General features: G+C 48.1%; 16 protein-coding genes. 1 reads left to right on the forward strand and 15 read right to left on the reverse strand.

The window, feature by feature from the left end; genetic code table 11:
- Positions 1-595 precede the first annotated feature (595 nt).
- The 6 genes from IEY53_RS20010 to IEY53_RS20035 all read right to left on the reverse strand — a co-directional run bounded on the left by IEY53_RS20010 (position 596) and on the right by IEY53_RS20035 (position 5,821).
- Complete coding sequence (locus IEY53_RS20010) at positions 596-2,095, reverse strand: N-acetylmuramoyl-L-alanine amidase (protein ID WP_189028095.1); 1,500 nt, start codon at positions 2,093-2,095, stop codon at positions 596-598.
- A 170-nt stretch (positions 2,096-2,265) separates the two neighbouring features.
- A complete protein-coding gene (locus IEY53_RS20015) occupies positions 2,266-2,697 on the reverse strand; it encodes a protein-tyrosine phosphatase family protein (RefSeq protein ID WP_189028097.1) in 432 nt (143 codons plus the stop codon).
- A gap of 34 nt (positions 2,698-2,731) precedes the next feature.
- A complete protein-coding gene (arsC, locus tag IEY53_RS20020; RefSeq protein ID WP_189028099.1) occupies positions 2,732-3,151 on the reverse strand; it encodes an arsenate reductase (thioredoxin) in 420 nt (139 codons plus the stop codon).
- Between the two features lie 21 nt (positions 3,152-3,172).
- Positions 3,173-4,462 carry an arsenic transporter gene (locus tag IEY53_RS20025; RefSeq protein ID WP_189028101.1) on the reverse strand — a complete coding sequence of 430 codons (1,290 nt, stop codon included), beginning with the start codon at positions 4,460-4,462 and terminating at the stop codon, positions 3,173-3,175.
- Between the two features lie 118 nt (positions 4,463-4,580).
- A complete protein-coding gene (locus IEY53_RS20030) occupies positions 4,581-4,907 on the reverse strand; it encodes an ArsR/SmtB family transcription factor (RefSeq protein ID WP_189028103.1) in 327 nt (108 codons plus the stop codon).
- Positions 4,908-5,083: 176 nt separating this feature from the next.
- Positions 5,084-5,821 (reverse strand): SDR family oxidoreductase, encoded by a 738-nt coding sequence (locus IEY53_RS20035; RefSeq protein ID WP_189028105.1) that lies wholly within the window; start codon positions 5,819-5,821, stop codon positions 5,084-5,086.
- 186 nt (positions 5,822-6,007) lie between these two features.
- Here IEY53_RS20035 and IEY53_RS20040 point away from each other — a divergent pair, with 186 nt between their 5' ends.
- A complete protein-coding gene (locus tag IEY53_RS20040) occupies positions 6,008-6,934 on the forward strand; it encodes an AraC family transcriptional regulator (RefSeq protein WP_189028107.1) in 927 nt (308 codons plus the stop codon).
- Positions 6,935-7,020: 86 nt separating this feature from the next.
- Here IEY53_RS20040 and IEY53_RS20045 read toward each other — a convergent pair whose 3' ends face one another.
- The 9 genes from IEY53_RS20045 to IEY53_RS20085 all read right to left on the reverse strand — a co-directional run bounded on the left by IEY53_RS20045 (position 7,021) and on the right by IEY53_RS20085 (position 15,341).
- Positions 7,021-7,980, reverse strand: coding sequence for an ABC transporter substrate-binding protein (locus tag IEY53_RS20045; RefSeq protein WP_189028109.1), 960 nt, complete (start codon positions 7,978-7,980; stop codon positions 7,021-7,023).
- Between the two features lie 172 nt (positions 7,981-8,152).
- On the reverse strand, positions 8,153-9,325 hold the full coding sequence (locus IEY53_RS20050) for an amidohydrolase (protein ID WP_189028111.1): 1,173 nt from the start codon (positions 9,323-9,325) through the stop codon (positions 8,153-8,155).
- Positions 9,326-9,358: 33 nt separating this feature from the next.
- Positions 9,359-9,811 (reverse strand): MarR family transcriptional regulator, encoded by a 453-nt coding sequence (locus IEY53_RS20055; protein WP_189028112.1) that lies wholly within the window; start codon positions 9,809-9,811, stop codon positions 9,359-9,361.
- A gap of 156 nt (positions 9,812-9,967) precedes the next feature.
- Positions 9,968-10,660 (reverse strand): SDR family oxidoreductase, encoded by a 693-nt coding sequence (locus tag IEY53_RS20060; protein ID WP_189028114.1) that lies wholly within the window; start codon positions 10,658-10,660, stop codon positions 9,968-9,970.
- A gap of 38 nt (positions 10,661-10,698) precedes the next feature.
- Positions 10,699-11,475, reverse strand: coding sequence for an ABC transporter ATP-binding protein (locus IEY53_RS20065; protein WP_189028116.1), 777 nt, complete (start codon positions 11,473-11,475; stop codon positions 10,699-10,701).
- A gap of 20 nt (positions 11,476-11,495) precedes the next feature.
- Positions 11,496-12,455, reverse strand: a complete 960-nt coding sequence (locus tag IEY53_RS20070; protein WP_189028118.1) for an ABC transporter substrate-binding protein — start codon at positions 12,453-12,455, stop codon at positions 11,496-11,498.
- A 193-nt stretch (positions 12,456-12,648) separates the two neighbouring features.
- Positions 12,649-13,452 (reverse strand): ABC transporter permease, encoded by an 804-nt coding sequence (locus IEY53_RS20075; protein WP_189028120.1) that lies wholly within the window; start codon positions 13,450-13,452, stop codon positions 12,649-12,651.
- Positions 13,453-13,505: 53 nt separating this feature from the next.
- On the reverse strand, positions 13,506-14,357 hold the full coding sequence (locus IEY53_RS20080) for a VOC family protein (RefSeq protein ID WP_189028172.1): 852 nt from the start codon (positions 14,355-14,357) through the stop codon (positions 13,506-13,508).
- 3 nt (positions 14,358-14,360) lie between these two features.
- The gene (locus tag IEY53_RS20085) at positions 14,361-15,341 is read right to left on the reverse strand and encodes a zinc-binding dehydrogenase (protein ID WP_189028122.1); all 981 of its coding nucleotides are present in this window, start codon (positions 15,339-15,341) and stop codon (positions 14,361-14,363) included.
- Positions 15,342-15,357: the final 16 nt, after the last annotated feature.

A 15,357-nucleotide genomic window follows, 5' to 3' on the forward strand; every position in this document is an offset into this window, starting at 1 on the left:
CGAACTATAGATGTAAGATTATAGAAACGACCTATACAATATCTGAACAAGCTGGTGATTATTCGAATTAGAGGAGGAAATCGTCCAAAAGTAAATACACTCTCATAAGAACAAAATCACCCTACGAGTGAATAACAACCCGGAGCTTACGAGGCCCGGATTGTTATACAATAGGCAAGATTATCGTCATTTGGCCTTCACGATCTATCCGCGGCTGATGCGGACAGGAAATCCGTTGATTGGAGAGGATTCGTCTATTTAGCAGGATAAACGGACAGAGATTCCGCTAATTGTCCTATCTACCCTCAATCTAGGCTCAATCGAACGAAATAACGGCTCCTGAGTCCGAATTCGCCAGGAAAGCAGACTTTTTCGCAAAATAGGGTCTTCTCTGTCCGCTTCACTCCGCTAATGGGGCCCAATCCTCCTGCACCGCTATATGGATCTGAAGCTTCCAGGATATCTACACTTTTGGGCATTGCATCATTTCCTAAACAATAAAAAAGCCGCCATGCACAATAAATGGCATGGCGACAAACCCAAGGAGAAATATAAGGAATCAATACCGCTTCGAGAATATACAAGGAGAGCGGGATCAAGGAACCCCGAAATATTCCTTGATCCCTGCCACAATGGCAGCCGCCACCCTGTTCTGAAACTCATCCGAGAATAGGATGGCTTCCTCGGTGGCATTGGAGAGGAAGCCGACCTCCAGGAGCGTGGCGGGCATGGTTGACCGGGTCAATACCAGATAGTTGTTATTCTTAACCTTGCGGTCTTTAAACTCCGTTGCACCCAAAAGATGCTTATGCATAACATCAGCCAGCTCTTTACTGTCTTTTCTGTAGTAATAAGTTTCGGTTCCCCGTACATTTGGTTTGCCATCAGCGATGTTAGCATGAATGGAGAGGAATGCATCCGCTCCAAGCTCGTTGGCGATGTCCGCACGTCTGCTATTGCTAGGATAGGAATCATCGCGGCGTGTCATTACAACGTTGAAGGCAGGCTCCTTCAGCAGTAGCTGCTCTACCTTCAAAGCCAGGCTAAGGTTGAAGACCTTCTCCAGCTTCATAGTGGCGCCGACACCGCCGGGATCGTGGTCGCCATGACCCGCATCAATGACAATGGTCTTCTTCCCGTTATCGGGATTGACCGGTGGCGTCGTGGTTGGCTCAGGCGCAGATGTGTTCAGGTCGACCACAAAAAGGGTGGAACTGGCATCTATTTCAACATTGCTGGTATAGTTGGTGCCGGCAGTAAGCTCAATTGTCACCAGCACGGTGGAGGCGTCGATTCCCGAGACCTCGTAATATACTTTGCTGATATTCGGGTAACCGGTAATATCCAGCTCCCCGGATTTTGTGTTGTTATCCCAAAGCATCGCCTGTGTGAAGTATGCGGCAAAATCAGTATGCGGCAGCTCAACCACAATCTGGGGCGGTTCGTTGACGGTATGTATCAGCGGTTGAACATTGCCTTCGAGGGCAATCATCAGGCGGTTGTCGCTGAAGCTGATCTCATTGACTGTTGAAGTGCCTGCAGCCGGGGTCGGTGTTGCCGCTGGCGTAGCTGTACCTTCAGGGGTTGCAGTAGCTGAAGGTCCCGGACTTGCTGTAACGGAAGGAATTGCGCCTGGGCCGGCACTCGGCTGCGGGAGAGGCGACGAGGTCAAGCCTACGACCTTGCTGCTGTTGTCCCAGGTCACACCGACACCCATCGCTTCGCTAATGAACCGCAGCGGCACTAACGTGGTTCCGCTCCGGTTCAGCGGAGCCGTAGTCAGCTTCTGGGATGCTCCATCGACCATCGCGGTTTTTTGGCCGATTGTCAGCTCCACACTGCCGAATGCCTTTGGAATGGTTATGGTACTGCTCTGCTGGTTCCAGATTACGCCCATTCCCAGATTCTCGGCAATAATCCGCAGGGGAACCATTACACTGCCATTGATAATCTCAACCTTGTCCTTCTGCTGCATAGGGATGACTTGTCCGTCCAGCAGAATCGTGCTTGTCTTGACGGCAGCCATAGCCTGTCCGCTAACTGGTAGTAATAAGAACAGAGTTACGAACAGGAGCATAAAACTGAACCTTTTCAAACTTTCACCTCATCCATTTCGTCTAATATTATGAAATTCTACGTTCAAATTATAGACGCCAATAATTGGAATAGGTTTCGGAAAATCCTGGGATAAGGGTTACATTTAACAACTCCATAACAAAAAGGCTATCTCCAGCAGGAAATAGCCTTTTGCAAATATGAATTTATTTATTTCGACGGATAAAAGCCCTTCAGCACATCCCGCATTTCCTGCTTGATGTTAATATCTGGACGCTTTTCTTTTGCCAAGGCTTCAGCCTCTTCTACAGTGGTGGCAAGGCCCAGTTCAAGGAGTACTCCAGTGGCTACCGTCCCTGTTCGATTCCGTCCACCCGCGCAATGGAAATATACCGTCTTACCACTATTCACAGCTGCTGTAACCGCCTGGATAGCCGCTTGTACTGAACCCTCCTGGCCGCTCTCATCCTCCACAATCGGAAAATGATGACGGGTTACCTTAGCAGGAAAGCCTGCTGCCTCAGTACCGGTATCTCTTAAGTCAAACACATCGGAAATCGCCTGCTCCTGAAGAGCATCAAGTAGTGCTTTCTCCCCGCCGATATATACTTTGCCTTGAATCAGTTCATGATAATTTGCCATTATAGTTCTCCCCTGTGAAGTTTCAATGAAATTCTTATTTGCCAGTTTCCGAAAACTGTTTAATGCGCTCCCCCACCTGGTCACGAACCCGCTGGAAGACAGCCCATTTTTCTTCATCCGTTCCTTGCGCTTTCGCCGGATCATCAAATCCCCAGTGTTCACGTTTTACTTTAGGAGGGGTAATTGGACATTTATCAGCGGCATCTCCACATAATGTAATGACGAGGTCTGCGTTATTCAGCAGCTGCGGATCAATAATATCTGAGGTTTGACCAGAAATATCAATACCTGCTTCGTTCATTGCCTGCACGGCTTTTGGATTTAAGCCATGAGCTTCAATGCCGGCGCTGTAAACATTCCACTCATCACTCAGGTATTTTTTCGCCCAGCCTTCTGCCATCTGGCTCCGGCAGGAGTTACCTGTACACAAAAAGTAAATGGTTTTCTTATCCATGATTCATAATCTCCTTTAGTTTTAAAATAGGATCAACGTTATATATAGGCCAAGCAGCGTGATGAACAACGTGGGGATCGTAAGAATAATACCTGTTTTGAAATACGTTCCCCAAGATATTTTCACGCCTTTGGCGGAAAGCACATGCAGCCACAGTAAGGTAGCCAGTGAACCAATTGGCGTGATCTTTGGTCCCAAATCAGAGCCAATAACATTCGCATAAATCAAGGCTTCCTTAATCAGTCCCGAGGTATGCGTAGCATCAATGGCCAGGGCATCAATCATAACCGTAGGCATGTTATTCATCACCGAGGAGATGACAGCGGCAATAAAGCCCATCCCCATTGTTGCTGCGAACAGCCCTTGATCCGCAACTGCCTGAATCACATCGGCGAGTACATCCGTAAGGCCGGCATTTCGCAGCCCATAGACGACGACATACATGCCGATGGAGAAGAATACGATCGCCCATGGTGCACCTTTAACTACTTCCATGGTGGGTACGGAAGGACTTCTTCTTGCCATGAGCAGGAAAAAGATAGCTATGATCCCGGCCACCACAGAAACCGGAATGTTCAGGAATTCACTGACGAAATATCCTGCCAGCAGGACAGCAAGCACAACCCAGGACAGCTTGAACATCTGCTTGTCTTTAATGGCCTCTTCAGGGTTTTTCAGCTGTGAGCTGTCAAAGTTCCTTGGAATACTTTTACGGAAGAAGAGATAGAGCACGAGAATACTTGCCCCCAAGGAAAACAAGGTAGGCATTAACATACGCCCGGCATACTCCATAAAGGTAAGTCCGAAAAAGTCAGCCGATACGATATTCACCAGATTGCTCACAACCAGCGGCAAAGACGTAGTATCCGCAATGAACCCGCTGGCAATGATGAATGGAAATAGCTTTTTCTCATCAAAATGGAGTGCCCGGACCATCGCCAGCACAATCGGAGTTAAGATGAGCGCCGCACCGTCATTGGCAAAAAACGCGGCTACTACTGCTCCAAGAATGGTGACATAGATAAACATCCGCGTTCCATTCCCCCGGGCAGCCCTCGCCATATGTAGGGCTGCCCATTCGAAAAATCCAATTTTATCGAGTATCAAGGAAATCAGAATGATCGCAACAAATGCCAATGTGGCATTCCAGACAATCAAGGTGACATCAAGAACATCGTTAAAGCTGACTACGCCTAGAAGTAGAGCAAGTATCGCCCCGCCGCAAGCCGACCATCCAATGGACAGGTTTTTGGGCTGCCAAATAACAAATACCAATGTGATTATAAATATAAGGCTTGCAAGAACTACCAAGTCTTTACCTCCCAATTATGTCTAATCTCCACTCTCCCTACACTCCTTTCAAACACAAATAGAATGACTCCGAGCATCATTATATAACTATATTCTTATATAATCAATAAGCTAATTGTCACTCGCAGCAAACAGAAGTTGGCACCTTGTTCATAAAGGATAGGACTGTATGGGAATCCGGTGTAAGATTAAGAACAGCCTTAATGTGGGGCTTATCTTCGATATTTAGGGAATAGTATACCCATTGCCCCTTCTTTTGTTCCTTTACGATCCCTTTGCTTTTTAGTTTACGTAAGTGCTGGCTTACGGCTGGCTGAGAAATGTCAAAGAGATCCACAAATTCACATACGCACCACTCCCGCTCTTTTAAAAGTGAAAGTATCGTGAGGCGTGTTTTGTCCCCCAGAAGTTTTAAGTCGTCTGCCATATCAGTAAGTACATCCATACAAGTATCTCCTCCCCATATATATAAGACGATGCTTATATTCTAAAGCTATTATTACAAATAAGCAATGACCCGGCGTTGTGAAATTGATCCTACTAACTAAACAGAGGCTGCCCCAAGCAGCCATTTCATGGTTTTTGGGACAGCCTCCTTTCGCCGGTTCTTTGATACAATATTCAGTTGAACCCGCCGTTTACACGAATTGTCTGTCCCGTTATCCAACGGGCTTTGTCGCTGACGAGCAGCTCGATTGCATTTCCGATGTCCTCCGGTTCACCAAGCCGTCCAAAAGAGTTCATTCGGCGGTAGGAATCTATCAATTCCTCTGATTTCCCGTTCAGGAATAACTCGGTCGACACTTGTCCCGGTGCTATGCAATTGATGATGATGTCCTTCGGACCAAATTCCTTTGCCAGATGACGGGTCAACTGCTCGGTAGCACCTTTCGTTGCAGCGTAGACGCTGTACGTCGGGAGCATCGCTCCCGATACGGAGGTTGAGAAGTTGATGATCGACCCGCCTTTTTTCATATGCTTCATTGCTTGTTGGCAAGCGAAATAAGTCCCTTTCACATTGATCGCGAAATGCCGGTCAAACATCTCTTCCGTGACATCCGCGATAGCCGTACATTCCATGATACCGGCATTATTGATCAGTATGTCCAAGCGTCCAAATCGCTCAAGCGTCTCCGTGAACAAAACTTCGACTTCGCTCACCTTGCTTACATCGGCGCGTATGGCCGTCGCTTCGCCGCCGGACCGCTCAATCGTCTTTACCACCTCGTCCGCTTTCATCTGATTCGAGGAATAATTGACGACCACCTTCGCGCCGGATTGCGCCAATTGGATAGCTACTTGCCGTCCGATGCCCCGTGATGCCCCAGTGACGATTGCGACTTTTCCATTCAAATTCATTCCCATTCTCTCCTTTAATGTTGTTTTTGACCGATCGGGCTTTCACCGTGTTCGACCTTGTAAATTGATTATATTGAATGTTTGTCTTAACCGGTTAGAACATACCTGTTCATTCCTTGCCTAATTCTCTTCTGTCTCACTATAATAGTAGTAAACTACAGTCTTTCAGGAAAGGAAACCGCAAACATGGACGAATCCCTGCGCATGGAACAAGCCCTGCAACAATTGGCGCTATTGATCCGTCGCCATGCTCCTTCGAATGGCACGCATCCGACGTCCGTGTCTTCTTTGAAGCTGATGCATACCACACAGTTGTCAGAACCGCTGGAATCTGTGTATAAACCATCCATTTGCGTAGTAGCGCAAGGGGCAAAAATGGCCACACTGGCTGACGAAATCTACCGGTACGATCCTTCAACTTACCTGGTCACATCCGTCGAATTGCCGATCATCGGCAGAATTATCGAAGCGTCGCCCGAGATCCCGTATTTAAGCTTAAAACTGAGCTTCGACGCCGACATCATCCTGGACCTTGTAAAAGAGATGAATCGACCCGCTTTCGTTCCCGCGGAATCCAGTCGTGGCATAACCGTGAACCGAACGTCTCCCACATTGCTTGAAGCCATCGTGCGGCTCCTGCAGTTACTTAACACGCCTGAGGACGTTCCGATTCTGGCGCCGCTTGTCATCCGTGAAATTCTGTATCGGGTGCTTCAAAGTGAACAAGGCGCGCTCATCCATCAATTCGCGGTCATCGGCAGCCATGCACACAACATCGCTCAAGCGATCCAGTTGATTAACCGGCAATACGACCGTCCGCTCGTAATTGAGCAGCTTGCAAAGTCCGTAAACATGAGCACATCGGCGTTTCATAAACATTTCAAGCGCGTCACAGCGATGAGCCCGTTGCAATATCAGAAAACGGTGCGTTTGCAGGAAGCCCGGCGTTTAATGTTGACGGAAACCGTGCAAGCCTCTGATGCTGCCTTCCGCGTAGGTTATGAGAGTCCGTCCCAGTTCAGCCGGGAGTATGCCCGTATGTATGGACGACCGCCGACGCTGGATATTCAGGAGCTTCGCGGATCAGTCGTGGGCTCCAATGTGCTTGGCTGAATTTCAGGAATGGCAGCAAGAGAAAAGTTCCCCGAAAAGAACAGGGCCCTGACGTTTGATACGTCAAGGCCCTGTTCTTCTTTTTGTTATGGCTGACCCAGAAATCCCTCCTGAAAGATGTCGAGCAGGTACTCAAGTGTAGTCGGATCGCTGTAGGTGGATGCTTTCGTTTCAAATTCAATCACCCTTTTATTCTGCACTGCAGGAATACTGTTCCAGATGTTCGATTTCATGATTTCATTATCGGTGTTCATGTTCCTGCTGACGACGAGGAAATCACCCGAGTATTCCGGCAACACTTCCAGTGACAAGGAATAACTTCCCGATTCCTGGGTATCCTGTTTGACTTTCTCCGGCATGGCCAAGTTCATGGCCTGATATAGAATTTCAGTGCCTCGTGCCCAGTTATTACCCATTACGAAGACACTTTTGTCACTGATTTCGATTGCAGATACCGTAATATTTTCTCCATGTTTGGCTTTGATCTCTTTACCGATGGCTGCAGTTCTCTGCTTGAAATCGTCAATCCACTGCTGTGCTTCTGCTTCTTTGTTCACCAGTTTGCCAATCTCCAACTGTTGGTTCAGATAGTCCAGCTTTCCCCATGTGAAAGAGACCGTTGGGGCTATATTAGCAAATTGATCAAGATTTTTCATATGCGATCCGGCAATAATAAGATCAGGATTTTGTGCGGCAACACTCTCCGGATCTTCCTCGGATACAATAGCCACTCCTTTTAACTTGTCAGTAAAAAGAGGATTAGCCGCCGTCCATTGATCAACACCGACCAGTGTTTCTCCTAACGAAAGCACATTTGGCGCATTGGTCAATGCAACGATTCTTACAGGCTTGGCCGGAATTTCTACGGGGCCGCTTTCCGATTGATAAGTAATGGTTTGGGAGAGTTCCCCGGCAGTTTGCTCCGCTACAGGCGTCTCTTGAGAATCAGCAGTCGACTCTTTACTCCCGGAATCGTTGCCACAAGCGCTCATAATGATGGTGAGCATTAGCAGGACAACCATAAGTAAGTATGATTTGTGTTTCATGTTTAAGTATTCTCCCCCTGGATAATCGGTATTCTGATAATGATAATTATTATCAATATCATCAAATGAAATTCTAAGGTAGAATCCTCGAGATGTCAATCCTGGTCACATCGTAAATCAAAAAAAAGCCCCCCACTTGAGAGCTTTTTATCAAGACCGGAACTATCTATTCTTAAAAGTCAGATTCAACATTCTCCATCGATAGATTTGATTTGTTCAATTCTTTCAGAGCTTGCACGGTTAGGTTGGAGAAATATTCTGCTGCAGGCAGCAGCAAGGTCTCGTCAGGCGCAAACTTTGGATGATGAAGAGCATGCGCAGCACCTGATCCGATCATCACAAAGGCTCCGGGAATCGTCTGCAGGTAAAAAGAAAAATCCTCCCCTCCCATCTGGGGACCTATCTCAAGAACCCGATAGCCTTGCTCATCAGCCACCTTGCTCATGAATTCAGACCATCTGGAATCATTTATGGTTGCAGGCGGCCCAGGATACCAGTGCAGTAACGCTTCGGCCCCGGCTGCAGCAGCCAACCCCTGAAGGATTTGATCCATTCTGCGGGGGATCTCCTGCTGAATAGATGTATTTAAAGTTCGAACCGTCCCTTCCAGTACCACGTTTTCCGGAAGCACATTCCATGTATTGCCTCCGGTAATCCGCGTTACGCTCACTACTACAGATTCCAATGCACTAACAGACCGGCTGCTAATGGTCTGCAAAGCCAGCACAATCTGTGAGGCGAGTACAATCGAATCTGTCCCTTTCTCCGGCGACGCAGCATGAGCTCCCGTTCCCTTGATTGTAATTTCAAATCGGTCTACTCCTGCAGTAATTGCGCCGGCCCTCGTCCCCAATTCGCCTACCGCAAGTTCGGGCCAGTTATGCAAGCCAAAGATCGCCTCAACATCTTTGAGACCTCCAGAATTTATGATCTGTTTGGCTCCATGCCCCGTCTCTTCAGCGGGCTGAAAGATGATGCGCACAGTTCCCGGCAATTCTTCCTCCCGCTCTTTAAGATTATAAGCGGCCCCCAGAATTACTGCTGTATGTAAATCATGACCGCATGCATGCATCTTGCCCTCTACTTGGGAGCTATAGGGAAGTCCCGTCTCTTCTTGTATCGGAAGAGCGTCAATGTCCGCACGAATAGCAAGGATTGGCGCTTGTCCAGTGCCAATCTGAGCGACCAGTCCTGTTCGCAATAGAGGCAGATCCAGGACATGGATCCCTGCTTCATCTAACCAGCCCCTTAGCTTGCGTGTGGTGGAATATTCTTCATTGGATAGCTCTGGGTTTTGGTGCAAGTAATGACGAATTTCCTGCAATTTCTGTTCTGAGTTCTTCAATGCAATTCCTCCTTAATGTCTACGATATATGCTTTACTCCAGATAACGCCCCAATTCTTCCGTGTACTTGTGAATGAACTTAAGGATGATCCTCTGCTCTTCAGGGGAGTAGTTGTCAAACTCTCTATCGATGTCTGCACTCCTCGTCTCATGTATCTTATAATGGCCCTCAAAGGCTCCTTGTCCCAGTTCAGTCAGCCTGAAATAAACCTCTTTTTTGTTTCCTTCAACCTGATATTTCGAAACAAGGCCTTTGGCTTCTAGCTTGGACAACAATTTGGAAGCGGTTCCTTTTGTGATGTTAAGAACATTTGAGATTTCAGTTAATTTACAATCCGGATGGAGACCAATTGCCTCAATCATATGAATTTCAGATAAATATAAGACGACTCCAGAACTGTACTCTCTCGGCATCTTATTCAGTGTATTATAGACCTCGAACATACGGACCAAAGCACGGTCCAGTTCAACATGAAATTTCTCCAATCTTTAACGCTCCTCTGAAATATTGTTTTCTTACGAAACAATTTCATACTATACGTACGCCATAGGATTCGTCAAACAATAATTCCATCATCTAAGCACCCGTGACTTGAAGGTAATCTCATGTTGAATGCCGGATCGCGATATACTTTTGTATATTTAGTAAGTATCGCCAAGCATAGGACGAATACTGATCTCTTCCACCACTGCCTGCGGGCTGAGGTCAAGCATCGTCTCGACGATCTTGGCTATATCATTTGAGGCAAGGAATCTGTCTTCAGCAATACCTTCCCCTGGTACTCTTCTTTCAGTAAATGTCGCTCCAGGATGAATGAGGGTCACCCCTACGCCAAATGTTTTCAGTTCTTCTCTTAGGCCATGGGCATAATTACTCAAGGCTGCTTTAGATATAGCATAGAAAGAGCTGTCCGAACGAAGAGCCGCTGTTGATCCGATAAAAAAGATACGTGGATAGCTTCCTGCCTTGATTGCCGGAAGAAAGGCCTTCACCAGAGCCACATTCGCAAGCAGATTTACACGTAATATACGTTCAAGCTCTGTCACATCGGGCTCTATCACCGAACGGCTTGCATCGTAGAATGCTGCAGCATTAAGCACCAGTACATCCGGCGAGAATGTATGCTCTTTGGCATATTCTGCCAGCTGGTTGATCGAGGACAGTTCCCCAGCATCTGCAGTCAAATACAACGTATCCTTAGGAAGTAATGCTGCAGCGGATTCGAGATGATGTTTGTCACGCCCGGATATGAGCAGACGATGCCCCCCTGCTCCAAGCTTCCGGCTGATTGCAAGTCCAATTCCTCTGCTCCCCCCGGTAATCAATATATTCATTCTGTCACCTCCGAGGCTATTTGTTGAGAGGGGATACACTAAATGAAATACTCCGTCTGATCCGCGGGAGGGTTATTGATACTGATATAGATTTTCTCCACAATATTCAGAATTTCGGCATCGTTTCTGCTGCGCGGTCTTTCAAAAGGAACCTCGAATATCTGATGAATGCGCCCCGGACGAGGGCTGAGCAGGACAATACGTGTAGCCAGGTATACCGCTTCAGCCACATCATGAGTAATGAAAAATACCGTTTTCTTCTCCTGCTGCCATATCCGTATGATCTCATCCTGTAGTGTTAGCCGTGTCAGGTGATCGACAGCACTGAAGGGTTCATCCATCAGGATTACCTGCGGATCAGCTACCAGCGTCCGGGCTAAGCCGGCTCGCTGGCGCATACCTCCGGATAATTGATGAGGATATTTATCGGCAAAGCCGCCTAGCCCCACAAGATCAATCGTGCGCTCTGCTCGCTCACGCCGCTCTGGACGCGGAACCCCTGCAATCTCCAAACCGAATTCAATATTTCGCCGGATCGTGCGCCAAGGAAATAGAGCGGAATCCTGAAATACAACTCCGATATCTCTGCTCGTTCCAAACTGCACCTTGCCGTCCAAAATGATCTCACCGCTGGATTGTTTAAGCAGGCCGGCCACGATTTCGAGCAGCGTGCTCTTCCCGCATCCGCTTGGACCAAGAACGCAGACGAACTCACCATCACTCACCTGAAGATTTATATTTTTGAGCGCTAAAGTCTGCTCATCGTCCACACTGGAGTATTCCTTGTTGATGTTACGGAGTTCAATAGTAGGCATATGCGCTCCTCCCTGTGTGATTATTTCTGTTTTGCATATTTACCAAGCAGCAGTGTCTTAGCGACCTTCTCGGCAAATGTATTATCGACAACCCCGTCAACAGAGATCGCTTCACGCTGCATGCCATACTTGGTCAGCAGATCTTCTGTAACCTGAAGGCGCTTCGTATCGACGATTGGATTGTTCTCCCACAATATGATCTCGGAATTAATGGCTTTTTTAGCTGTTGCTTCATCCAAATTCAGATATTCGGCTGCCCAAGGAAGGAATTCATCAAGATGAGTCTTCGCATATTCATTCGTATAGAAATAGACTTCCAGCAGGCGTTCAACAACTTCCGGCTGTTCATCAATCAGCTTCTGGCTGGCTACAAGCACACCCGTCTGATATTCGGGTACATACTCCCAAGTTTTAGCGAGAACGTGGGCAGTCCCTTCTTGCTCTGCCAGCGTGGCGAACGGTTGGTGAATGATCGTGGCGTCAACTTCCCCCTTCACAAAGGATGCGTAGGCTTCCTGATAAAAGTTGTTCGCCGCGTATTCTACATCCTTCTTGTAGTCAATGCCGTTCTGGCTAAGAACCTCCATAACGGTCAAAGCCATCCCGCCTGTGGCTTGACCGGTTCCAATGGTCTTGCCTTTGAGATCTGCCCAAGTCTTAATCTCCGGTTTGGCAATAATCCAGTAGGCGCCCCGGCTTCTCCACATATTGCCGACTATTTTCATCGTAACACCATTAGCGATGGCCGGGATATATGTACCCGGGTCGCCATCGGCAATGTCCACCTCGCCTGCGCCGAATGCAGCTACAGGATTGGGAATATCAACAATATCAAGATCTATGCCGGCATCGGAATACCAGCCTTTCGCTATGGCATATTGATTTGCAATCCCGGTCATCCCTTTGGCGAAACCGGCATTGATTTGGACGCGCTTATTGTCGCGGCCCTGCCAGGGAGGTACACCATCGGCCGGACTCATAGACACAGTCTCTTCATTGCCTGTATTCGAAGAGGAATCTGTAGTGGTATTACTAGAAGTGTTAGTGGATTTATTGCTCACAGTATTTGGAGCAGCGTTAGATCCGCACGCTGCCAAGAGGAGCGATAAGATGAGAATCATGGATAAAAGGTTGATTGTTTTATTAGGCTTGTTCATGTGGATCACACCTACTTTATTTAGATTGATGAGGGCTCGTCATCCAGCGGCGGCAAGTAATCCGCTCGACAAGATTGACGATATTCACGAATAAGACGGACAAGATCGTCACGATGATAATAACGAGGTAAAGCCTGGGTGTATTAAGTACGGCTTGAGACTCATTCAACATAAATCCTAATCCGCCCTTGGAGGCAGCCATCTCTGCAAAGACAACGCCGGTAATCGCTGTGGCCGCAGTGATCCGCAGCCCGTTGAAAATACTTGGCAGTGCCGATGGCAGAAGTACCTTGAATACGGTCTGAGCTCTGCTTGCCTTGAAAACACTGGCCAATTTGATATGATCATTCCGGGTCTGTTTGGCACCTGTAACGGTGTTGTAGAGAATATTGAAAAAACAGAAGAGAATGACCAACACTACCTTGCTCGTAAACCCAATCCCAAACCAGACGATGAGCAGCGGCATTATCGCTGTCTTCGGGATAGCCATTACTGATGCTACCAGCGGATCGATCAGCTTTTCCAAAGTCGGGAACGACACGAAGAGCACACCGAGTCCGATTCCGGCAACAACAGATATCGAGTAGCCTACTGTCACCTCCTTCAGACTAAGGATCAGATGCGGCCACAGCGTATTTTCTTGAATGGTATAGACGAGCTCATTCCAAATTTGTGATGGTGAAGCCAGGAAAACACGATTAACCCAGCCTTTGGACACTGCAATCTCCATCCACCCAAGCAGCAGTATTACAAATGCTACCTGCACAATGATAATCCAAAGAGGTTTTTTCCCCGTTCGGCCTTTCCTCTCTTTGGCCATACAGTAACCTCCCCTTCTATGCCTGTTTTGTCAGATGATATCCGACAGCAGCCTTAGTTCAAGTAGTACAGTGAACCATGAAAATCGACATATTCCAGCTGACTTCCGGGTCCTCCGGAACTTAATCCTACAAGGAACGGTCGCTGTCCACGGGACTTTAAGGCTTCAGCTGCCAGCCCCTCTTCCACCGGCTCCACAAAGCTGAGCAAAGTCCCATGCAGATCCAGGGTCTGCCGCTTGCCTTTCAATTTAGGATCATAGACAACTTCACCCGCATAGACGCGGAACCACTTCGCCCATTTTTCGACTGTCTCTTGCAGACGGCTAACAGTAAAGCCGACCTCTCGAAGCTGGAGAGGTCCACGTTCATGTGGAAGGATCACTCCGGCCTCCTGCAATTCTTGCTTCCGGTTAGCTTCTTCACCTTCCCACTGGATGAAGAAGGGCAGCGGAAGGCCGTCTTGAACGCCGGCTTCTCCTGCGAACAACAGCTTCCACTTCAACAGCGTTCCGTCCGGTCTTCTGCGGCTGCCTTCCTCCGGCCCGGATACCTCAAGACCTTGACTGTGCAGATGCTCTGCAAGTCCTTCAATATCATGGGTACGAAGTGCGATCCTGCTCAGCCCTTCCTTGAATGAATCTATGGCCAACGTCTCGATCAGACCATAACGGCTGGTCCGATCTCCAAGTGGAAGTTGACTGTGATCGAATACACCAATCCACTCGATGTAGCTGAGATCAAAGTAGCTGAGTGCATTATAAGTCCCAATGAGCTCGTGTCTCCCGCCATGGACGGCACTGATGCCGTAAGGCTTCAACTCTTCAATTACCTGCTCCGGCTGATTTACATAATGAACAACATGATCGAACTGTAATGTGAATCCGATGGTGTCCGCCTCCCTAATGCCTTATGGCTTTATAATGATCTTGCCGAAGAATTCACGCTCTTCAATGATGCGGTGAGCTTCCCTGATGTCATCCAGTGGCAACACTCTGTCAATAATCGGCTTGAGCTTATGGTTCTGCACAAGGTCAAGCAGAGTGATCAGATCGCTCGCTTCCCAGCCGTTGGACCCAATAATTGTGATTTCGCGTACCCATACATATCTCAGATCCGTCACTGCTTCATAGCCAGTTGTTGCACCGCAGGTTAGAATTCGTCCACCGACCCGAGTCGACTTGATACTCTGAGGCCATGTTGCCTTACCCGTATAGTCAACGACGACATCCGCCCCCTTTTTGCCGGTGTAGTCCCAGACTTCTTTCGAGAAATCTGTTTTATTGTAGTTAATGACCAGATCAGCCCCTAGTTCCTTCAGCTTCTCCAGTTTGTCATCAGATCCGGCAGCAGCAATGACTTTGGCACCGGCCAGCTTGGCGATGAGCACTGCTGCGTTACCTACGCCGCCGCTAGCGCCGAGGATCAGGATTGTTTCGTTCGCCTGCAGCTTACCTCGTGTTATAAGCATTCTCCAGGCTGTTCCGTAAGCAATAGGGAGGGCAGCGGCCTCCTCGAAGGAAATCTCATCCGGCAGCGGTATCAGATTCTGCGCCGGAACCTTCACATACTCGGCAAGTCCTCCTGTCAGGTCTTCCCCCAGTGCTCCGTGGCCCGGGATGGATGGATCAATCAGAACCCTGTCACCAGGCTTGGCATTTATAACTCCTTCTCCTGCCTGTTCCACAATTCCAGAGATGTCCCCGCCTGAGATATGCGGCAGAGGAAGCTTCCTTCCCGGAATCCCTCGGCGTACGAAAATATCAAGATGGTTCAGGGAGACCGCTTCAACCTTAACGACAACTTCCTTCGGCCCGGCTTCCGGCTTTGGATACTCTCCGACAACAACATTATTTCGATCTCCATGTTTAAGAATAAGTGCGGCTCTCATAAGATATCTTCTCCTC

Origin of the sequence: Paenibacillus albidus, assembly GCF_014644435.1 — a bacterium.
GTDB lineage: Bacteria > Bacillota > Bacilli > Paenibacillales > Paenibacillaceae > Paenibacillus_AQ > Paenibacillus_AQ albidus.